Raw genomic sequence first — 21,842 nt, 5'->3', positions numbered from 1 at the left:
TAAATTCTCGCAAATTGTTAAACTATTAGTTTATTCTGTTATATCATTTAAAAGGAGACCGGAGCATGGATTTCCATTTATATGCCCCCTATGAAGCGGCGGGGGATCAGCTTCAGGCCATTACTGCTCTGGCAGCTGGGGTGAATGAAGGTCGGCGGCATCAGACGTTACTGGGAGTCACGGGTTCAGGCAAGACTTTTACAATGGCTAATATTATTGCTAAGGTACAGAGGCCGACGTTGATTCTCGCCCATAACAAAACGTTAGCCGCACAGCTTTACAGCGAGTTCAAAGAGTACTTTCCTGAAAATGCAGTGGAGTATTTCGTGAGTTACTATGATTATTATCAACCGGAGGCTTATGTCCCTTCGAGTGATACCTTTATTGAAAAAGATGCTTCTATTAATGATGAGATTGAGAAAATGCGTCACTCGGCGACGGCAGCTCTTCTTGAGCGGCGTGATATTATTGTGGTAGCCAGTGTTTCCTGTATTTACGGTTTAGGTTCCCCGGAGGATTACCGGGAACTTGTCCTTTCGTTACGGCAGGGGCAAGTTGTCGATCGCAATGCTATTTTGCGCAAGCTGATTGCAATCCAATATGACCGCAATGATCTGGCATTCTCCCGAGGTACGTTTCGCGTGCGTGGGGATGTTGTTGAGATTTATCCTGCAGCATCAAGTGACCGGGTACTTCGCGTGGAGATGTTTGGAGACGAAATTGAACACATTTACGAAATTAATTACTTAACGGGTGAGATCTTGGGGGAACGTCGCCATGTCTCGATTTTCCCGAATTCGCACTATGTGACTGCTCAAGACAAGGTCATGGAGGCTGCGGAAAATATTGAAATAGAACTGGATGAACGAGTGAAGTTCTTAAAAGCCGGGCACAAACTCCTGGAAGCACAGAGGCTCGAACAGCGGACACGCTACGATTTGGAAATGCTTAGAGAAATGGGTTTCTGTAACGGAATTGAAAATTATTCCCGCCACTTGACGTTTCGGGAGCCGGGGGAGACCCCCTACACCTTACTCCATTATTTTCCGGAAGATTTTCTCCTTTTTGTTGATGAATCCCACGTTTCCCTTCCTCAGGTCAGAGGGATGTATGAAGGAGATCATTCACGCAAAACCACCTTGGTGGACTATGGCTTTCGCCTCCCTTCCGCCTTGGATAATAGACCCCTGACGTTTGCCGAGTTTGAACGGACGATTAAACAAAGCGTCTATGTCAGCGCAACACCTGGACCGTATGAATTGGCTCACTGTCCGACGCTTGTGGAGCAAATTATTCGTCCCACAGGGTTGCCGGATCCGGAGGTTATTGTTCATCAGACTAAAGGACAGATTGATGATTTGCTTGGTGAAATCAGAGTGCGAATTGCCAGGGAGGAAAGGGTCCTCGTAACGACCTTAACGAAGAAGATGGCTGAGGAGCTTACAGATTACTTCAAGAACCTGGAGATTAAGGTGAAGTACCTCCATTCGGATATTAAGACCCTTGAACGGGTAGAAATCCTGCGGGAGCTGCGCCTCGGAGACATTGATGTAGTGGTGGGGATTAACCTTCTGCGGGAAGGGCTGGATTTACCGGAAGTTTCTCTGGTGGCTATTCTCGACGCAGATAAAGAAGGATTCCTAAGGTCAGATCGTTCTCTCATTCAGACCATTGGGCGTGCGGCACGCCATGCTCAGGGCAAGGTCATCATGTATGGAGACATGATCACCAAGTCGATGCAGCTTGCCCTGGATGAAACGAATCGACGCCGGGCAATACAATTGGCTTATAACAAGAAAATGGGGATTACTCCTCAAACTATTCATAAAGCAGTTCATGATGTGCCGGAGGCAACTCGTGTTGCCGAGCTGAAAAAGGCCTATGGCACTAAACTACCACCCGAAGAGCTGGCGACACTTCTTAAGAGTTTAGAAAAGGACATGCGCCTTGCTGCGCGAGACCTGGACTTTGAACGAGCCGCTGAAATCCGGGATGCCATGATCGAATTAAAAGGAGAAGTCAATAAATACAAAATGACCAGCCAGCAACGCGGGAGTAAAAGTAAAAAGTATGACCATAAAGCACAACAAAAACAGGTGTCTTACCGAAAAGGGAAAAAGTGAGGCCAATGAAAGAAATATTTCAGAAACGGTCTACGTTGAACTATTTTCCTTGTGGTAGTAAACTGTAAGTAAAGAAGTAAAGAAGTAAAACTATTGAAAGGTGGTTTTATTGTGGAAGTATCCAGAATTAGCGCGAAAGGACAGGTAACGATTCCGAAAACAATCCGGGAATTGTTAAATTTGAACGAGGGTGATAGGGTTGCCTTCCTTGAAGAAAATGGCAAGATTGTGATCACTAAAGCTAGCTTAATTGCCTTAAATGAATTGCAGGATGCTTTAAGCAAAGATGCTAAGGAGAAAAGCATCACAGAAGAAGAACTCTTAAATGAACTTAAAGCAGTTCGGGAGGAATTGTGGAATGAACGGAAAAAGTAATGCCTTACGGGTATTTATCGATTCCAACATCCTAGTATCTGCAGTTCTTTCCGATTTGTCGTTATCCAGTAAACTATTATATTTGCTTATTGAGCAGCATCATTTAATCATTTGCAGTTACTCAATCACTGAGGTATCCAGGGTTATTGATCGGAGATTCCCAAACCATATTGCTAAATGGGACAAATTCCTAACGACTCTTGAATTTGAATTAGCATATACACCGTCAGACCTATCTACAGTGAAAGTGCCGTATATTCGAGATCCTGCTGATCTCCCCATCCTTGTTTCGGCTATTGTATCTCAACCAGATATATTTGTAACTGGAGATTTGGACTTTTATACACCGGAGATTCAAGAATATTTTACAATAATGACTCCAGGCGATTTTCTTAAGGTATTCTCTAACGACATAAATCATTGATACGTTTTCTTAGGAGGCCAATCATGACCCAAGACTATTTGCGCGTGCGTGGAGCACGTGCTCATAATTTAAAAAACATCGACATCGACATCCCTCGCGACAAACTGGTAGTGATTACGGGGTTGTCGGGCTCGGGAAAATCATCTCTGGCCTTTGATACAATATATGCTGAGGGACAGAGGCGTTATGTTGAATCCCTTTCAGCCTATGCACGGCAATTTCTAGGGCAAATGGATAAACCGGATGTAGATTCCATCGAGGGGCTTTCCCCTGCCATTTCCATTGATCAGAAGTCGACCAATCGTAACCCCAGGTCCACTGTGGGCACAGCGACGGAGGTTTCTGATTACCTTCGCCTACTTTTTGCCCGAATCGGGCAGCCGCATTGTCCCAAGTGTGGTCGCAGGATTTCCCAGCAAACCGTCCAGCAAATGGTTGATCAGGTGATGAGTTTACCGGAACGAACAAAACTGCAAATATTGGCGCCGCTCATTAAAGGGAAAAAAGGAGAGCATCATAAGGCCTTTGAGGAAGCACGTAAGGCGGGGTATGTTCGAGTTCGCGTCGACGGGGAGACAAGGGAGCTTGGCGAAGAGATAGAGCTGGTCAAGAATAAAAAACACTCCGTTGAAGTCGTGATCGACCGTATTTCCCTCAAACCGGAGAGTGCCGAACGTTTGGCGGATTCTTTGGAAACAGCGCTCAAACTCGGCGAAGGGAACGTCATCGTGGACATTACAGAGGGAAGTGAGTTGCTCTTTAGCGAGAATTTTGCTTGTCCGGATTGTGGGATTGCTCTCCAGGAAATATCGCCGCGTCTTTTTTCCTTTAACAGTCCTTACGGAGCTTGCCCAGTGTGTACAGGACTTGGGGCAAATCTTGTCGTCGACATTGACCTTCTCTTTCCGGATCGTTCTCTGTCCATGGCTGCGGGGGCGATCGCACCTTGGGCAAAATCAACGTCCAGTTATTACCCGAAAATGATGGAAGCTGTGGCCATAAACCTGGGGTTCGGGATGGATACCCCCTTGCAAGAACTTAGTGAGAGCCAATGGGAAGGACTGCTCTATGGAACAAAAACCCCTATTACCTTCCAATATCAAAATATCTTTGAGCAGCTAAAAACATATCGTACCAACTTTGAAGGGCTGATTCCCTTTTTTGAACGCCGCTACCGGGAGTCAACTTCGGATATGGTACGTCTCGAAATAGAAGGGTATATGAGTGAACACCTTTGTCCGGAGTGTCAGGGGAAACGCCTGAAACCGGAAGCGCTGGCCGTGAAGGTGGGCGGGATCTCGATCGATGATTTGACCCGCTTGCCGATTACCGAAGCTTTAAGCTTTCTGAATTCTTTGATCCTTACGCCCAAAGAACAAACGATTGCCCACCAAATCCTCAAGGAAATCAGGGAAAGACTGGGATTTTTGATGAATGTCGGACTGGATTACCTGACCCTGGGTCGTGCTTCAGGCTCGCTCTCCGGTGGGGAAGCCCAGCGAATTCGACTGGCGACTCAGATTGGGTCAAGCTTGATGGGTGTACTATATGTTCTGGATGAACCGAGTATTGGACTTCACCAAAGGGATAATGCTCGTCTGCTCTCAACTCTTAAACGTTTGCGTGACCTTGGAAATACGCTGCTTGTTGTTGAGCATGATGCGGATACGATGCTTGCCGCAGATCATATTATCGATATTGGTCCTGGCGCAGGGGTGCACGGCGGGCGAGTGGTGGCAGAGGGTACGCTTGAGGAAATCAAGGCTAATCAGGAATCGATCACGGGACAGTATTTGTGTGGCGCTAAACAGATTGCGCTGCCCAAGCAACGACGGCAGCCGAACGGCAAGTGGCTTGAAGTATTTGGCGCTCGGGAAAATAATCTGAAGGATATTCACGTGCGCATTCCTTTGGGCCTGTTTACCTGTGTGACCGGAGTCTCAGGCTCAGGGAAAAGTACCCTGGTCAATGAGATCATCTATAAAGGCTTAGCAGCCAAGCTGAGCTTAGCGCGGCATCATGCCGGCGCGCACGATCACCTGGAAGGGTTGGAGCATCTGGACAAGGTTATTGACATTGACCAGTCGCCGATTGGACGAACCCCTCGCTCCAACCCAGCGACGTATACCGGGGTTTTTAATTTTATCCGCGAACTCTTTTCCCTAACCCCGGAAGCAAAGATGCGGGGCTATCAACCTGGGCGGTTTAGCTTCAATGTCAAAGGCGGACGGTGCGAGGCCTGCCGTGGAGATGGGATTATCAAGATTGAGATGCATTTCCTTCCGGATGTGTACGTTCCCTGTGAAATTTGCGAGGGGAAACGGTATAACCGAGAGACCTTGGAAGTGCGCTACAAAGGAAAAAACATTGCTCAAGTCCTGGAGATGACGGTCGACGAAGCGGTGGAGTTTTTCCGGGTAGTTCAGAAAATCGCCCGGAAATTTCAGACGATGCAGGATGTGGGACTTGGCTATATTCGCTTAGGTCAACCCGCAACCACCTTATCCGGGGGAGAAGCACAGCGTATTAAACTGGCCACGGAGTTGAGCCGGCGCAGTACGGGTAAAACCATTTATATACTCGATGAGCCGACAACGGGTTTGCACTCGGCGGATATCGATAAACTCCTCCAGGTGCTCCATCGTTTGGTGGATGCCGGGGATACGGTGCTTGTCATTGAGCATAACCTCGATGTTATCAAAACGGCGGACTGGCTCATAGATCTTGGTCCTGAAGGGGGAAACCGGGGTGGAGAAGTGGTAATAGCAGGGACACCTGAGGACATTGCTGTTTTCCCGGCCTCTTATACTGGACAGTATCTGAAGCGTTATTTAGTATAGAGGATAGGGATGTTTGGGTAGTAAGGGAGTGAAAAGATTTTGACAATCCGTTTAGTAGCTATGGATCTCGATGACACATTGCTTAGGGATGATTGGACGATTTCCCCGCGTGTTGTAAAGGCGATTCAAAAAGCCCAGGCTCAGGGCGTTAAAATGACGATTGCTACCGGGCGCACGCCTATCTCTGCACGTCCGTATGCGGAGCAACTAGGGTTGGATGTCCCGGTGATCACTTACCACGGGGCGATGATCCAACAGGTTTTAAGCGGGGACATTCTATTTCGGTGCGTTATTCCCAGCCTTTTGGCCACAGAGATCGTCCAGGATGTTGTGGGTCGAGGCGTTTATGCCCAAATTTATCTAAAAAACCGTGTCATTACGTCGGAACTTAATGAATGGTCACATGAATATACGCGGCTCGCGAGTGTCTGTGTTGAAGAAGCAGATTTGTCAATTCTGCTTTCTCAAGAGCCGGAAGGGGTTGAAAAGATTCTCCTCATAGGAGAGGAATCTGACTTAGATCAATTAGCTCCCTTGTTAAAACAATGTTATGGGGAAAAAGTATACATTACGAAATCTAAGCCACGTTATCTTGAAATAACGGACGGCTCGGTAAATAAAGGTGTTGCACTGGCAGCTCTGGCAGAGCACTTTGGAATTGACCAATCAGAAGTTATGGCCATCGGGGACAGTTTTAATGATTTAGAAATGATTAACTACGCGGGTCTTGGTGTGGCTATGGGAAATGCCCGCCTGGAAATTCAAAATCGAGCGGATATTATTACCACCTCAAATGAGGAAGACGGCGTAGCCGAGGCTATTGAACGCTACGTACTGGATAGAAATATGTAGGAATGCAGTATGGGCGGAGTCCGAACGGGTGCTGATGTATTGAAAATGCTGGCACTGGGAGCCAATGCGGCCTGAGTGGAAGGCTGCTTATCTTTGCCGCTTACGGCGGAGGTTCAGAGGGGGTTGCCCTGATGTGCGACGCTTAGCGATGTTACCATGGATGTGTTGATCAGAAACAGAAGGAATTTACGCCTCCTCGTGCAATCTGGCACAATAATTGCAATAAGTTGCCCAAACCGCTATACTTAGTGCGAAGGGGGTTGCCTATTTTGCGTGTTCTTCTGGTTGCTCTCAATGCAAAATATGTTCACACAAGTCTAGCCCTTCGCTATTTGTGTAGTGAAGTTAACGCTGTTTACCCTGACGTTTTGCTTCGGGAATTTAGCATTAACGACCGCCTTGACCGAATTGCCGGGGAGCTTTATGAAGCCAGGGCCGATGTCATTGGCTTTTCTTGTTATATCTGGAACCTTAAAGAAATCGCGGCGCTGATCAGGCAGCTTCATCCTGTTTGTCCGAATGTGAAATTTGTCGTTGGGGGTCCGGAAGTTTCTTTCGAGAGCGAGGAGTTTCTACGCGAGCATCGGGAGGTGGATGTGCTTGTGATCGGCGAAGGGGAAAAAACATTTTTAGAGCTGCTTACCGCGTGGGAGGGCGGGAATGATCTTTCTCACGTCTCTGGTATTGCCTGGAATAAGAATGGAAAAATCGTCATCAATCCTCACCGAATTACATCCTCTGATTTGAACGATCTCCCAAATCCATATACTGAGGATGAGGACCTCACAGGCCGGCTTGTCTATGTTGAGACGACCAGGGGATGTCCGTTTAACTGTCAGTATTGCCTGTCCTCGACCTCCCGGGGGGTTCGTTATTTAGAGCCTGAGCGGTTTCGCCCAATGCTTCGCCAAATACTTAAAAACGGCGCCCGCACCATCAAGTTTGTGGACCGCACCTTCAATGCCCATAAGCAGCATGCTTTACGAATTTTGGACATTGTCAGGGAAGAGACTAAATATCTTCCGGATGCAGGGCGGATTCGGGTTCATTGCGAAATGGCAGGGGATCTCCTTGATGACGAATGGATGGATTATTTCAGAGCTTATCCGCGCGGTTTAATACAATTGGAAATCGGTGTACAAACTACATACGAACCAACCCTGAAGATTGTTTCACGCTCCCAAAACTTTGAGGAGTGGAAAAAATACGTGTCCGAAATACAGGCTCTGGGGATACCGCTCCATCTTGACCTGATTGTCGGGTTACCGGAGGAAAACTGGACTAATCTCCGGACTTCGTTTAATGATGTATACCGAGTGAAACCGGCTATGCTCCAGCTCGGATTTTTAAAAGTACTAAAAGGATCAGGGCTTCGTCTGCAAAGCAACGCTTACGGCCTCGTGTACACCCCGGATCCTCCCTATACTATTTTAGAAAATTCAGTCTTGTCCCATGGCGAAATACTTCAATTACATCGCATGGAAGACTTACTCGATAAATATTATAATTCAGGGAAGTTTACACACGCCTTGGCTGAGGTTTTGAAATTGTTTTCAACTCCGTTTGATTTTTACCATGGATTTGCCGAGTTTTGGGAACATTGTGGTTGGTTTAACCGACAATGTCAGGGCAAAGCCCTCTTTGACAAGCTGTGGGAGTTTATCGAGCATCGTGTATCATGCGTCGATATTTCCACGCGGGAGAAAATCCGTGAAGCCTTGCGTTTTGATTATTACCTTTGGGAGCGTCCCAGCACCGTTCCTGACTATCTTCGACTCGAAGCCGGCATAGAGTCGGAGGGAAAAGCTAATCCGTGGAAAGCAAGAGAGGATGAAGTTCGACGAGATGGTTACTGGGAAAAATTAATTCCAGAGTTCAAACAAATGGACCGGCGTCAGTGGAACCGCAATACGGCAGTCACCTATTTCACCTCTGATGTGGTACTGGTCGGGGAATCGGCGGCACCGGGTTGGTATCTTTTCCTCTATCAAAAGGGAAATGTAAAGGCCTACAGGTTTGAGGACGAATGGAGTGCGGTTTAATGACGTCTCGATATTTCTCACGCAAAATCATCACTCTTTGGGGGTGCATATTCGCTTTAAGCATACTTCTTACAGGGTGTACCAGAGAACCTCAGACCGGACAACCAGGTGGCCCGGCCCCTGCGGTTGTGGAAATCTGGCATTCTTTGCAAGGGGCAGAGGCGGATACCTTAGAGGGACAGATTCGAATAATTACGGAGACACATCCTGAGGTAATCATTAAACTCAAATATGTGCCGGAACAAAACTTTGTGGCTTTTTCCTACCAAGCGGAAGCAGGAGGGGAAGGACCGGAGATTTTTATCGCTTCAAGGGAGATTATCCGCCAGCTTTATGAGCACGGAACGCTGGCAAAAACAGCGTACATCGATCAAACGGCTTTTCCTGCCGCCTTGTCCGCCTTCCAATTTGGGGGAGTGGGATATGCGTCCCCTTGGTTGACAGATGTTCCTTTACTCTATTTTCGAACGGATACAGCCATTGTCCCAACAAATTTAGACGACCTTTTCTTAACCAAAGGGGGAATTTCAATCGCTGCGCCCGATACTGCCACACTTTCCGCCTGGTGGAATGGGCAAGGCGGGAGGTTGCTGAATGCTGAAAACCCGGTTCTGGATGATCCCCTCAATGTTACGTTTCTTAAACAGCTCTTGACTTGGCGAGAGGCCCAAAGCCTTCGTATCGATCCTTCTGTACTCAATACATTTGCCGGTGGGGGAACGCCCTTTATGATCGCCGGGGCGAGTCAGGCCAAATTCTTAACCCAGCAAAATGTACCTTGGGGATGCATGCCGCCGTTTGAATTGGTTGGTGGGCAAGGACACCCGCTTTTAGGCATGACACTAGGGATTGCGAATTCTGCCATTAAAACGAATGAAGCCATGATGCCGGTGATACAGAGCGTTGAGAAAGCACTGCTGACATCGGAAGTGGAAGGGGCAATGCTGCAAGCGGGACGCCTTCTTCCAGCGAATATGGGGTACTATCAACGTCCGGAAGCTCAGAAAGATATCTTTCCACAGGCCAATATCGCCCTTGCCAAGGCGTGGGCAATAGATGGAAATGCCTTAGAGTGGAAGTTAATTCCCTTTCAAGACGCGGCATGGAGCAATGTCCTGGCAGGCAATTTCACTCCGGAGGATGCTCTGATCAGTGCGCAAGGGGAAGCCATAGAAGCACTGGCGGCCAAGTGACAACCTTAATCTAATTAGAGGAGGGGTGTGAAAATGACAAGAAAGGGAGTAGAAATTAAAGGAACAGATAACAAAGGGGTAGAGCTAATTGTCATTACGGGTTTATCTGGTGCCGGGAGGACCCAGTCTATGCAAAGTCTTGAAGACCAAGGGTTTTTCTGTATTGATAATTTACCGCCTAGCTTTCTTGTGAAATTCGCGGAACTATGTGCCCAGTCCAGGGGAAAAGTCTCTAAAGCTGCGATTGTTTGTGATTTGCGTGGCGGGGAATTTTTTTCTTCACTCAGCGAGGCCTTAAGTAACTTAGAGAAGGAAGGCTTTCATCTCGAAGTCCTCTTTCTGGATGCATCGGATGAAACGTTAATCCGCCGTTATAAAGAATCTCGACGCCGACACCCTCTTTCCCCGCATGGACGTGTTTTAGATGGGATTCAAGCCGAACGCCAGCAACTGGAGGAGTTAAGAATCCGTGCTGACAATATTATCGATACGTCTGACTTATCCGCCCAGGAACTCCGCAGCCAGGTGGCCGATTTGTTTTGCAAAGAGCGGGGGCTGGGCCAAATGGCCGTTTCGGTGCTATCCTTTGGCTTTAAATACGGAAGCCCTATGGACGCCGACCTTGTTATGGATGTACGTTTTCTGCCGAATCCATTTTACGTTGAAATGTTACGTCCGCTGACCGGCGAACACACTTTGGTTCAGGAATATGTCTTTGAAAATCCCATAGCCCAAGAGTTTATGGAGAAGTACTTAGCCTTACTGGAATACATCCTGCCTAATTATGTTCAAGAGGGAAAAAACCACTTGCTCATTGGGATTGGCTGTACGGGCGGACAACATCGCTCTGTGGCCATTGCTGAACGGGTTGGGCAGTTTTTAAAGGAACGTAATTATGCTATCAGTATAAAACATCGTGACGCTGTTAAAAATCAAAAGGGCGGAACAGCGAGATGAATTCTAAAATGAGTGAAGGGCTTTTACGATACTTGAAATGGCTCTACCCCAATCTGAAAGTAAAAAGGTGGTTTCTGCTGGCGGTTTTCGGAATCTTTCTTTTTGCAACTGGTTTTTCTGTTATGAATGATGGAGTGGCACTTGGTTACGCAGAGTTACAGTTTCGGGAGGTGATTTACCGGATGACGGGCAGCACGCAGCGCATTGCCGTACCAACCGGTGCAATCATCAGCGTCTTGGGAATTGCTGCAATTATCTTCGGTTTTAAAAGAATGTTATATTCCATTATTTCGACCGTACTCCCAGAAAATGAAGGAAGAATAGTTGATGTGATTTACACGCGCAATCATTTGCTCAGAGGCCCAAAGATTGTAGTGGTCGGCGGAGGTACTGGACTATCAACACTCCTGCGTGGTCTTAAGCAATACACTTGTAATCTTACAGCCATTGTAACGGCTTCGGATGATGGCGGAAGTTCGGGAAAATTACGCGATGAACTGGGTATTCAACCGCCGGGAGATGTTCGAAATTGTCTTGTAGCTTTGGCTGATACAGAGGACATCATGGATACCCTCTTCTCTTACCGTTTTGAAAGCGGAGCACTTGCGGGACATAGTTTGGGAAATCTGCTTCTGGCAGGGCTAACTGATACCTTTGGGGATTTTCAAAAAGGCATCGAACAGGTCGGTAAAGTGTTTGCTATCCGTGGTAAGGTGTTTCCCTCCACGTTGGAACAAGTTGTATTAGTTGCGGACTTGGAGGACGGGACCCGTGTCGCTGGCGAAACAACGGTTCGGAACACCGAAGGAAAGATTGACCGTGTTTACCTTGAACCCAGCAATTGTCACCCTCTACCTGAAGCCTTGCAAGCCCTTGAAGAGGCGGATCTTATTGTTCTGGGTCCAGGAAGCCTCTACACGAGCGTTTTGCCGAATCTGCTGGTGGCTGGCCTCAGAGAGAAAATCCGAGCAGTAAAAGCCCCCTGTGTGTATGTGTGTAATGTTATGACGGAAAAAGGGGAGACGGACGGTTACCGGGTATCTGACCATCTTCAAGCAGTTCTGGACCACTGTGGTTCAGGCTTTGTAGATGCAGTCCTTGCCACCAAGGGGAAAATTAATGCGTCGCTTCTAAAACGGTATGTGGCGGAAGAGGCCGTCCCCGTTATTACTGATCCCAAAGAGGTCGAACGACTGGGCGCCAAGTATTATGAGGCGAATTTAGTACAAGTTGGGAATGTCGTTCGCCATGATCCGGACCGCTTAGCAAAGGAACTTATGAGGTTGCTTTTTCGTTTGAAACCCATGGGGGAACGTATTGCCATAGTCGATTCTTATCTGCTCGCTCGGAAGCTCCGCCAAGAGTTATAGCGAGGCACAAGGCACGAGGCACGAAGCATGAGGCGCGAGGCACGAAGCATGAGGCGCGAGGCACGAAGCATGAGGCGCGAGGCACGAAGCATGAGGCGCGAGGCGCGAATAGAGGTATTCGAATCGAACGTCTGCAAACGTTTCAAACGTTTCCAATCGAACTTCGCACTTCGAACCTCGCACATCGAGTAAGGAAACGTTTCCATTCGAACCTCGCGCATCGAACCTCGCACATCGAGAAAGGGGGTGGGCGGGATTGTCTTTTAGTACTGACACCAAAGAAGAACTTGCGCGCTTAAGCGGTCAGAAATCATGTTGTGAGTTAGCGGAACTGGCGGCGTTGGTCCGCATGGATGGAACCCTCCAAATCAGTGCTCATCAACAGTACACACTGAATGTGACGACAGAGAGTGCTCCGGTGGCACGTAAGATTTTTCGTTTGGCTAAGGATGTGCTCAAACGTTCGGTGGATATTGTGGTTAGGCGCAAACATAGGCTCCGTAAAAATAATTCCTACATGGTAAGAATCTATTTTCGAGGGTTGGAAGACCTAAAAAACCTTGGCCTGGTTGATGAAGAAGGACAAATTTGCCATGAAATCGCTCCCTATCTGATAAAAAAGCGCTGTGATCAAAAAGCATATTTACGAGGGGCCTTTTTGGCTGGGGGCTCGATTAATAATCCGGAAGGAACCTATCATCTGGAAATTGTCAGTAATGATGAGCAGCATGCCAAGGCGTTATGTCACTTGGTCAATCGTTTTAAATTAGGGGCAAAAGTCAGCATGCGTAAGCATTGGTATGTAGTCTATATCAAAGAGAGTGAACATATTGTTGAGTTCATTGGCTTTATAGGCGCACATCATGCCCTTTTGGAATTTGAAAACGTTCGAGTGCTTAAAGATGTCAGGAACCAAGTAAATCGCTTGGTCAATTGCGAGACCGCCAATCTTGATAAAATTGTGGATGCGGCTGTGCGTCAGTTAGAAAACATCCAACTAATCACAGATACAATTGGGCTGCAGTCTTTGCCACCTACAATAAGGGATATAGCGGAGCTTCGGCTGGAATATTCCGATGCCAGCTTAAAAGAACTTGGAGAAATGCTGCGGCCAAAAGTCGGTAAATCCGGCGTCAATCATCGGATGAGAAAAATCAATGAATTGGCTGAACGAATCAGGACTCAAAAGACGGGAAATATATAATAAGGTACATTAAAGGAACACAAAAAACCGAGAATTTGGGGGGAGAAAAAGTGCGGTTAGGGTATGGCTTGAATCTAGAGCAGACTCAAAAACTTATTATGACTCCTGAATTGCGCCAGGCAATTACTATTTTGCAGTTGTCCGCACTCGAACTTTCCATGTATGTTGAGGAGCAGCTTCTGGAAAACCCTTTGCTGGAGACCCAGGAAGAGAGTTTGGATATTAAAGAAGATGTAGAACCAACAGTAGAGGAGGAACGTCCGGTAGAGGAGAAATGGGAAGTGGATTGGCAGGACTATTTTCATGACCAGGATGAAAATCGCATTCGTCATGAAAGAGTGGTCGTGGAGGAAAAACAACGCTTTGATCCCTTCATCGCTGCATCGCCTACGCTTCTGGAGCACTTGCTGGGACAACTCCATGTCCAAAAAATATCGGCTTCGTTACCCGTAGCAGAGTACATTGTTGGTAACTTGGATGATAATGGCTTTCTTCCGATAACACTAAAGGATATTGCCAATGAAACCAATGTCTCCCTCAAAACGGCTGAAGAAGCGTTAGCTTTGGTTCAGACCCTTGACCCCTTGGGGGTGGGGGCTCGGAATTTAGAGGAATGTCTTCGCTTGCAGTTACCGCTCCTTCCGGACTATCCTCCTGAATTACCGGAGTTATTAAAGTATCTTGAAGATTTGGCGGCAGGGCGTCTGCAACGAATTGCCCATGCCCTGAAAATCCCTATATATAGGGTACAGGAACTGGCGGATTTGGTGCGTAAACTGGATCCCAAACCAGGCCTCAGTTTTTCAGGTCCGGGAGATGTGCGCTATGTCGTCCCGGATGTAGTAATTGAAGAGATCGAAGGGGAATTTATTATTCTTGTTAATGACATCACCGTACCCCGCTTGGGGATCAACAAGGTCTACCGTGAGGCCTTAAGCCTTGAAGAGGGGACAGACACCCGCAAATTTGTTGAACAGAAACTGAACGCGGCATCCTGGCTCATTCGCAGTATTGAGCAGCGTCGCCTAACGCTTTATAAAGTATCCAGCGCTATTGTGAAGTGGCAAACGGAATTTCTCCGCTATGGGATCCGTCATCTCAGACCGCTTACGTTAAGAGATATTGCAGAGGAAATTGGGGTTCATGAGTCGACAGTCAGTCGGGCGACAGCCCATAAATATATTCAAACCCCCCGGGGTATTTTCGAGTTTAAGTTTTTCTTTGCCAGTAGCTTGGGCAGAGGGCGTAATAACGCCAATAGTATCACGACAGAGGGGATCAAACTTGCTTTGCGCGATCTCATCTCTTCAGAAAATCCCAAAAGCCCATATTCTGATCAGAAGCTGGCTGACCTTCTTAAGGCGAAAGATATGGAGATTTCCAGGAGGACAGTGGCTAAGTACCGTGACGAGTTGGGGATTGCGGCGACGACTGGCAGGAAACGATATTAGAGGGGGGGTGAAGGAGCATGTTAAGGTATGGGGCATTACTTTTAGCTTATTTCCTGGGAGCCATACCGTTTGCTTATTTAGTGGGAAGGATCAGACATGTGGATGTCCGTTCACAGGGAAGTGGCAACATCGGTTCAACGAATGCTTCTCGATTGTTAGGTGCTAAATATGGCGTGGTTGTGTTTGTGGGGGATGTCTTGAAGGGTGTCTTAGCAACGGCCCTTTGTTTAAATTTGTTGGGTCCTTGGGGCGGCTTAGGCGGTGGGATATTAGCTATTATCGGACACAGCTGGAATCCCTTTTTTAAATTTAAGCCGACGGGTAAGGGTGTCGCAACGGGATTTGGCGTTATTATCTTTCTAGTTCCGGGGATATCCTTGGTAGCGATTATTGTGTTTGTTATCGTCGCGTTAATTACTCGTTATGTGTCGTTGGCGTCTATTTTAGGGGTTGCAACGGCTGTTTTAATGACCCTTTTTTCATCGGTTCCTCTCGCTTACAAAGTATTCGTTCTTCTTGCAGCTACGCTGATTTTCGTGCGTCACCGCGCCAATTTCCAACGTTTATTGAAGGGGACAGAGCCGAAACTTACTTACTAAGGCAGCTTGGCATTCAATCCGAACCTGGCTCAACAAGAAAGGGGATTTTTTATGAACAAAAAGAGTGTAAAAGATGTCGAGGTGCGGGGAAAACGCGTACTGGTTCGAGCAGACTTAAACGTACCTTTGGACGAGCAACGACACATTACTGATGATACGCGTATACGAGCCTCGCTGCCCACAATAGAATATCTTGTCCGTCAGGGAGCGCGGGTGATTTTGGCGTCTCATCTTGGCCGTCCCAAGGGGCAGGTCAAGCCGGAGTATTCTTTGGATTCAGTAGCCCAACGTTTGAGCGAGTTGTTGGGGCAAGACGTGCGGCTTGCCGGGGACTGCGTAGGGAATGCAGCCATGGAAGCAGTAAGCAGGCTGCAAGACGGGCAGGTTCTCTTGTTGGAAAATGTCCGTTTCCATGCGGAAGAAGAGAAAAATGATCCGACGTTCGCCCGTGACTTGGCAATGCTCGCCGAACTATTTGTCAACGATGCCTTTGGAACTGCGCACCGTGCTCATGCGTCCACAGAAGGGGTTACCCACTATCTTCCTGCCGTTGCAGGATTACTGATGCAAAAAGAAGTTGAATTCATGGGCAACGCTTTGGAAAGGCCGGAACGACCTTTTGTGGCTATTATCGGCGGCGCCAAGGTGAGCGATAAGATTGGCGTAATTGAAAATCTCCTGGAAAAGGTCGACACCTTGATCATAGGGGGAGGGATGGCGAATACCTTCCTGAAAGCGCAAGGGATTAAGGTGGGGAAATCCCTTCTGGAAGAGGAAAAAGTGGAATTGGCAAAACAACTCATCGAGAAAGCCAAAGCGAAAGGCGTGGAATTGGAGCTGCCGATTGATGTGGTGGTAGCCCTTGCCTTCGAAGCCAATGCTCTTCACCATACGGTGGGTGTGTCTGAAATTCAGGAGGATGAAATGGCTTTAGATATCGGCCAGGCTAGTGCGGAGAGGTTTGCCGCCCGAATTTCAACCGCCCGGACGGTGATCTGGAACGGTCCGATGGGTGTTTTTGAAATGGATGCCTTTGCCAGAGGTACAGAGCGAGTTGCCCAGGCGGTGGCCTCCTGCGGGGGAATCACAATAGTTGGCGGCGGGGATTCTGTGGCAGCCGTGGAGAAAATGGGCGTTGCGGACCGCATGACCCATATCTCAACTGGGGGTGGTGCCTCTCTTGAGTTTTTGGAAGGGAAAGTGCTGCCAGGTGTTGGGGCATTAAACGAGGCATGAGAGGTTATGAGGAAGAGGAGGAATTCTAAAGTGGTAAATCGACGAACAGTTATTGCCGGCAACTGGAAAATGTTTAAAACCGTAAGCGAAGCAGAGAATTATGCAGTGAAGTTTTTGGCAGAGGTCAAGGGTATTCAAGACCTGGATATCGTCTTATGTGCCCCTTTTACAGCCCTTTATCCCCTGAAAAATAAACTGGAAGAAAGTAATGTGCATTTGGGGGCCCAAAATATGTCCTGGGCAGACCAGGGTGCCTATACCGGTGAAATCTCCGCCCAGATGATTCTTGATGTCGCCTGTGCATATGTTATACTCGGCCACTCTGAACGGCGGGAAATGTTTGGTGAAACGGATGAAGGGATTAATAAAAAAGTGCTGAAAGCATTAGCTGCGGGCTTGACGCCCATCCTTTGTGTGGGGGAAAATCTGAACACCCGCGAAGAAGGAAAAGCAGCGGAGTGGGTCCGTTCTCAGGTTATTCATGCTCTTACCGGCATATTGCGAGAGGATCTGAGTCGAATTGTCATTGCTTACGAGCCCATATGGGCGATTGGTACCGGGAGAACAGCATCCAGTCAAGATGCCCAGGAAATGTGTGTCTCAATCCGTACCACTCTGAACGGCCTCATGGGATCTGAGGCTGAGAAAGTACCCATCCTCTATGGCGGAAGTGTCAAGGCGGAGAACATTGCAGAGCTTTTGACTGAGCCTGACGTTGACGGCGCACTAGTCGGCGGGGCAAGCCTGGATCCCCTAAGTTTCGTGAAACTTGTCCATAACGCAGCATCCGTTTTTGCACGCGTGAAAGGAGTATAGGGATGGGGGCTAAACCGCTTCTCCTTATGATTTTAGATGGTTGGGGTCATAGTGAGGCTATCGAAGGAAACGCCATAGCTCAAGCAAATTTGCCAAATTTTCGGCGCTTGGAAAGTACATACCCTCACACATTCCTCCGGGCATCGGGAGAAGCAGTGGGATTACCGGACGGTCAAATGGGAAATTCTGAAGTTGGGCATCTGAACATGGGTGCCGGGCGGGTAGTCTATCAGGAATTAACCCGTATCTTTAAAGCGATTAAGGATGGGACGTTATTTAAGAATCCGGTCTTAATCGAAGCTATGGCTCACGCCCGCCTCTCTAACAAGGCCTTCCACTTTATGGGCTTACTCTCTGACGGAGGAGTTCATTCCCATATAGCGCACTTGTTTGCCCTGCTGGAGATGGCCAAGGAACAAGGATTAGAAGAGGTGTATATCCACGTTATTCTGGATGGCCGCGACGTTTTGCCGCAGAGTGCCAAACAATATATCACTCAACTGGAACAAAAAACTATGAATTTGGGGTTTGGCAAAATTGCCTCGGTGAGTGGCCGTTACTATGTGATGGACCGGGATCGGCGCTGGGAACGCTTAGAAAAGGGTTACCAAGCCTTGGCTTTGGGCGAGGGAAAATGCGCGGCCGGTGCCTTAGCAGCGCTGGAGAGTTCCTATGATCTGCGTGTGACGGATGAATTCGTGCTGCCAACGGTAATTGTTAATGAGAACGGAAAACCGGTAGGCCCCATTCAAGAGGGGGACAGTGTCCTCTTCTTCAACTTTCGTGCAGATCGGGCGCGGGAAATCACGCATGCTTTCGTAGATGAAGAGTTTTCAGGATTTGCCTGCCCCATTCACCCCCGAGTTCACTTTGTGTGTATGACTCAGTATGAGGACACGATCGGCGCACCAATCGCGTTTCCGCAACAAAACCTGAATAACACGTTGGGAGAAGTTCTTTCGCAACACGGGTTAAAACAGTTGCGGATTGCAGAAACGGAAAAATACGCGCATGTGACCTTCTTTTTTAACGGTGGAATCGAAGAATCCGATCCCGGGGAGGAACGCATCCTGATTCCTTCCCCTAAAGTCGCGACCTATAACCTTCAGCCCGAGATGAGTGCACCGGAAGTAACTCAAACGATCCTGGAACAACTAAGGAAAAATACATATGATGTGATTATTCTGAACTTTGCCAATCCGGATATGGTTGGACATACCGGTGTGTTCGAGGCAACCGTCAAAGCGGTGGAGGCGGTTGACCAATGTTTGGGTAAGATATATGATGAGCTTCAAAAAATGAATGGGACCCTTCTTGTGACCGCTGACCATGGAAATGCCGAAGCCAAAGTGGATCTAGCGACGGGTCTTCCCCTGACCGCTCACTCGACAAATCCGGTTCCCTTTATTCTCGTCGATGAAAAGTTCAAAGGGTTGAAGCTGCGTGAGGGCGGTGCTCTGTGCGATATTGCCCCTACTCTTCTCGAATTGCTCAATATTCCAAAACCCGTGGAAATGACCGGAAAATCATTGCTTAAATAGTGAACTCAAAATAGACCAGGTTACGCCTCGGATTATATCCCAATGACACCTAAGGAAATAGGGACTCTTAAAAAAGGGGAAATAAAAATGAATTTTATTACAGATGTTTATGCTCGTGAGATTTTGGATTCCCGGGGGAATCCGACTGTAGAAGTAGATGTCGTTCTTACAGATGGGCTCATAGGACGCGCGGCTGTCCCGTCGGGCGCTTCAACAGGGGCTTTTGAAGCAGTGGAACTTCGGGATGGAGATGCTACCCGTTATATGGGAAAAGGGGTAATGAAAGCGGTTGAAAATGTCAACTTACTAATCAGCCCGGAAGTCGAGGGACTGAATCCGTTTGACCAACCAGGACTGGATCGTCTGTTGATTGAACTTGATGGAACCACAAATAAGGGAAAATATGGAGCCAATGCGATTCTGGGGGTGTCCTTAGCCGCAGCTAAAGCAGCAACTGAGTCGCTCGGGTTACCCCTCTATCAGTATTTAGGCGGCGTGAATGCCAAAGAACTTCCAGTGCCGATGATGAATATCTTAAATGGCGGAAGTCATGCCGATAATAATGTGGACATTCAAGAATTTATGATTATGCCAATCGGAGCGTCGAGCTTTGCTGAGGCCTTGCGCATGGGGACAGAAGTGTACCACAGTCTGAAAGCGGTACTAAAAGAAAAAAAACTCGCCACAGCTGTCGGGGATGAAGGCGGTTTTGCACCCAACCTCAAATCCAACGAAGATGCGCTGCTGTGCATTGTGGACGCGATTCAAAGGACGGGGTACATTCCTGGAGAACAAGTAGCCCTGGCGCTTGATGTGGCAGCCTCAGAACTATACGAAAATGGAACCTATAACTTGGTAGGGGAAGGGCTTAAGAAGACCTCTGAGGAAATGATTGATTATTATGAGGGACTGATCGAGCGCTATCCGATTGTTTCCATAGAAGACGGGCTGGATGAAGACGACTGGGAAGGCTGGCGTAAGCTGACGGAGCGCTTGGGAGATCGCGTTCAGCTTGTCGGGGACGATCTATTTGTGACCAACCCGGAGCGCTTGGCGCGTGGGATTAAGGAAAAATGCGCCAACTCGATCCTGATTAAGCTCAACCAAATCGGCACCTTAACCGAAACCCTGGATACAATAGAAATGGCTAAACGGGCAGGCTATACCGCTGTCGTCTCGCATCGTTCCGGGGAGACAGAAGACGTCACCCTAGCCCATGTCGCTGTTGCCGTCAATGCCGGGATGATCAAAACTGGGGCTCCAGCCCGGACCGAGCGGGTGGCCAAGTATAATGAATTGCTTCGTATTGAGGAGGAACTTGGAGAGAGCGCAGTGTATCGTGGCCGGAAAGCGTTAGCCAGGTAGGGATGGTTTCTTGAGTTTTATTGAGGCGTGTGCTAGAATAAGCCTATTGGTTAATAAGTTGATTACGTAAATGAAGACATAGGGTTGCATTAGGGAGAGTGAGTTTATTGAAAATTGCTTTGGTTATTCTTTTGAGTCTTAGCTCTTTAGGACTCATTGTAACTGTCTTATTTCAGTCTGGCAGAAGTGCCGGTTTATCCGGAGCTATTTCAGGCGTTGGCGAGTCTGTCTTTGGGAAAAAGAAAGGTATGGATGAATTATTCGCGAAACTAACGGCCGCTTTAGCTGTCGTCTTTATGCTGAGTTCCCTGGGGCTCACCATGATTTTGTAACAAAACTGATCATCGCTCTATTCTCCTGCAAATAAAGCTAAACTTTGGAGGGGCACTTCACAAGAGGTGTCCCTTTTAGGTACTAAACCCATGGAAAAGTTCAACTAAACTTTAGAGGGAGTTAAAACTCCCCGAACTATGTTTTATATATGCTATACCGAAGTACCAGGTGAGAGGAGAAATAATTATGCCCTCTGAAGGAATAAAAATCGTCGCTGAAAATCGGAAAGCATTTCACGATTATTTCATTGATGATAGGGTCGAGGCAGGGATCATTCTTACCGGAACTGAAATTAAATCTATCCGTAACGGGAAGATAAATCTAAAAGACAGTTATGCTCGTATAAACAATGGCGAAGTATGGGTTTATCAGATGCATATCAGTCCTTTTGAACAGGGTAACCGTTATAATCATGATCCACTTCGACCACGCAAATTACTACTACACCGTTCTGAGATTAACAAGTTAGTCGGGAAAATCCAACAGCAAGGACTAACCCTTCTCCCGATTAAAATTTATTTAAAGAACGGCATGGCCAAAGTTGAATTGGCAGTTGGTCAAGGAAAGAAGAATTACGATAAGCGTCAAGCCCTTGCTGAACGAGAAGGCAAACGCGATATTGAACGAGCGTTAAGAGATCGTAATAAAGCCCATTAAAAAAAGAATTTTTCCATAAAATATAATAATACCATAAAAAAGTAATAATTCCATAGATATACGGCTTTGTTTTGTGCTTAAATATGTTATACTAAACATGTAGATCACTTATATGGGGGCGTTCTAGACTCGCTCGGAGAAGCGGTGGCAAGAGTTGCGCGTCGAGATTCCACCTGGTCTCGTTAAACGGTGGGCAAAAATAGTTAACGAAAATAATTACGCCCTAGCAGCCTAGTGCCGCTAGCATCCTGCCTTCTGGACCTACGGTGAAGGGTCAGGGTGTCAACTTAGTAGGACGCTCTAATGTCAATGCTCGGAGACATTAGCTAAGATTATCGAGCTAGCCTGACATGAATCCTCGCCTTTAGGAGTCACGTCTGGCGAAACTAAATTGAAGGATACACGCGTAGACGCTTTTGGGGCAGCTCTTCGATACAGGGGTGCAAATCCCCTCGCCTCCACCA

Annotated in this window: 18 protein-coding genes, 1 other RNA gene and 1 pseudogene; all 20 read left to right on the top strand. The window is 47.6% G+C overall.

Annotated features, from left to right (window positions below; genetic code table 11):
• Nucleotides 1-65: 65 nt before the first annotated feature.
• The 20 genes and pseudogenes from uvrB (at nt 66) to ssrA (ending at nt 21,842) form a co-directional block, all read left to right on the top strand.
• Nucleotides 66-2,123: an excinuclease ABC subunit UvrB gene (gene uvrB, locus AC6I5A_RS06375; RefSeq protein ID WP_034613182.1), complete on the top strand. Its 2,058-nt coding sequence runs from the start codon at nt 66-68 to the stop codon at nt 2,121-2,123.
• 111 nt (nt 2,124-2,234) lie between these two features.
• Nucleotides 2,235-2,498 carry an AbrB/MazE/SpoVT family DNA-binding domain-containing protein gene (locus AC6I5A_RS06370; protein ID WP_034613186.1) on the top strand — a complete coding sequence of 88 codons (264 nt, stop codon included), beginning with the start codon at nt 2,235-2,237 and terminating at the stop codon, nt 2,496-2,498.
• Entirely contained in the window at nt 2,482-2,922 is a 441-nt protein-coding gene (locus AC6I5A_RS06365; protein ID WP_034613179.1) for a putative toxin-antitoxin system toxin component, PIN family, read from the top strand. Before AC6I5A_RS06370 ends, AC6I5A_RS06365 begins: the two co-directional genes overlap by 17 nt.
• Before the next feature lie 23 nt (nt 2,923-2,945).
• The gene (gene uvrA / locus AC6I5A_RS06360; protein WP_034613176.1) at nt 2,946-5,762 is read left to right on the top strand and encodes an excinuclease ABC subunit UvrA; all 2,817 of its coding nucleotides are present in this window, start codon (nt 2,946-2,948) and stop codon (nt 5,760-5,762) included.
• 39 nt (nt 5,763-5,801) lie between these two features.
• On the top strand, nt 5,802-6,614 hold the full coding sequence (locus AC6I5A_RS06355; RefSeq protein WP_034613174.1) for a Cof-type HAD-IIB family hydrolase: 813 nt from the start codon (nt 5,802-5,804) through the stop codon (nt 6,612-6,614).
• A 12-nt stretch (nt 6,615-6,626) separates the two neighbouring features.
• Nucleotides 6,627-6,745, top strand: a pseudogene (locus tag AC6I5A_RS06350) (alpha-hydroxy-acid oxidizing protein); the annotation flags it as partial.
• A gap of 138 nt (nt 6,746-6,883) precedes the next feature.
• Nucleotides 6,884-8,656, top strand: a complete 1,773-nt coding sequence (locus tag AC6I5A_RS06345; RefSeq protein ID WP_034613171.1) for a B12-binding domain-containing radical SAM protein — start codon at nt 6,884-6,886, stop codon at nt 8,654-8,656.
• On the top strand, nt 8,656-9,849 hold the full coding sequence (locus AC6I5A_RS06340) for an extracellular solute-binding protein (RefSeq protein WP_052167938.1): 1,194 nt from the start codon (nt 8,656-8,658) through the stop codon (nt 9,847-9,849). The genes AC6I5A_RS06345 and AC6I5A_RS06340 overlap by 1 nt, the downstream gene beginning before the upstream one ends.
• Nucleotides 9,850-9,882: 33 nt before the next feature.
• Complete coding sequence (gene rapZ / locus AC6I5A_RS06335; RefSeq protein ID WP_052167937.1) at nt 9,883-10,806, top strand: RNase adapter RapZ; 924 nt, start codon at nt 9,883-9,885, stop codon at nt 10,804-10,806.
• Nucleotides 10,803-12,176 carry a gluconeogenesis factor YvcK family protein gene (locus AC6I5A_RS06330; protein ID WP_034613165.1) on the top strand — a complete coding sequence of 458 codons (1,374 nt, stop codon included), beginning with the start codon at nt 10,803-10,805 and terminating at the stop codon, nt 12,174-12,176. The genes rapZ and AC6I5A_RS06330 overlap by 4 nt, the downstream gene beginning before the upstream one ends.
• A gap of 256 nt (nt 12,177-12,432) precedes the next feature.
• Nucleotides 12,433-13,380, top strand: a complete 948-nt coding sequence (gene whiA / locus AC6I5A_RS06325) for a DNA-binding protein WhiA (RefSeq protein ID WP_034613163.1) — start codon at nt 12,433-12,435, stop codon at nt 13,378-13,380.
• Nucleotides 13,381-13,430: 50 nt separating this feature from the next.
• A complete protein-coding gene (gene rpoN / locus AC6I5A_RS06320; protein ID WP_034613160.1) occupies nt 13,431-14,831 on the top strand; it encodes an RNA polymerase factor sigma-54 in 1,401 nt (466 codons plus the stop codon).
• Nucleotides 14,832-14,848: 17 nt separating this feature from the next.
• Nucleotides 14,849-15,430 (top strand): glycerol-3-phosphate 1-O-acyltransferase PlsY, encoded by a 582-nt coding sequence (plsY, locus tag AC6I5A_RS06315; protein WP_034613158.1) that lies wholly within the window; start codon nt 14,849-14,851, stop codon nt 15,428-15,430.
• A 51-nt stretch (nt 15,431-15,481) separates the two neighbouring features.
• Complete coding sequence (locus AC6I5A_RS06310; RefSeq protein WP_034613156.1) at nt 15,482-16,666, top strand: phosphoglycerate kinase; 1,185 nt, start codon at nt 15,482-15,484, stop codon at nt 16,664-16,666.
• 30 nt (nt 16,667-16,696) lie between these two features.
• Nucleotides 16,697-17,482: a triose-phosphate isomerase gene (tpiA, locus tag AC6I5A_RS06305; protein WP_034613154.1), complete on the top strand. Its 786-nt coding sequence runs from the start codon at nt 16,697-16,699 to the stop codon at nt 17,480-17,482.
• A 2-nt stretch (nt 17,483-17,484) separates the two neighbouring features.
• Entirely contained in the window at nt 17,485-19,023 is a 1,539-nt protein-coding gene (gpmI, locus tag AC6I5A_RS06300) for a 2,3-bisphosphoglycerate-independent phosphoglycerate mutase (protein WP_034613152.1), read from the top strand.
• A gap of 87 nt (nt 19,024-19,110) precedes the next feature.
• The gene (eno, locus tag AC6I5A_RS06295) at nt 19,111-20,388 is read left to right on the top strand and encodes a phosphopyruvate hydratase (RefSeq protein ID WP_034613151.1); all 1,278 of its coding nucleotides are present in this window, start codon (nt 19,111-19,113) and stop codon (nt 20,386-20,388) included.
• A gap of 107 nt (nt 20,389-20,495) precedes the next feature.
• The gene (gene secG / locus AC6I5A_RS06290; RefSeq protein ID WP_034613149.1) at nt 20,496-20,720 is read left to right on the top strand and encodes a preprotein translocase subunit SecG; all 225 of its coding nucleotides are present in this window, start codon (nt 20,496-20,498) and stop codon (nt 20,718-20,720) included.
• A gap of 187 nt (nt 20,721-20,907) precedes the next feature.
• Nucleotides 20,908-21,378 carry an SsrA-binding protein SmpB gene (smpB, locus tag AC6I5A_RS06285; RefSeq protein ID WP_034613147.1) on the top strand — a complete coding sequence of 157 codons (471 nt, stop codon included), beginning with the start codon at nt 20,908-20,910 and terminating at the stop codon, nt 21,376-21,378.
• Nucleotides 21,379-21,492: 114 nt separating this feature from the next.
• Nucleotides 21,493-21,842, top strand: a transfer-messenger RNA (tmRNA) gene (ssrA, locus tag AC6I5A_RS06280).

The sequence above is a fragment of the Desulfosporosinus sp. Tol-M2 genome (assembly GCF_059735615.1).
Note: the sequence above shows the minus strand (reverse complement) of the source record. Positions and strands in the feature narration are given on the sequence as shown.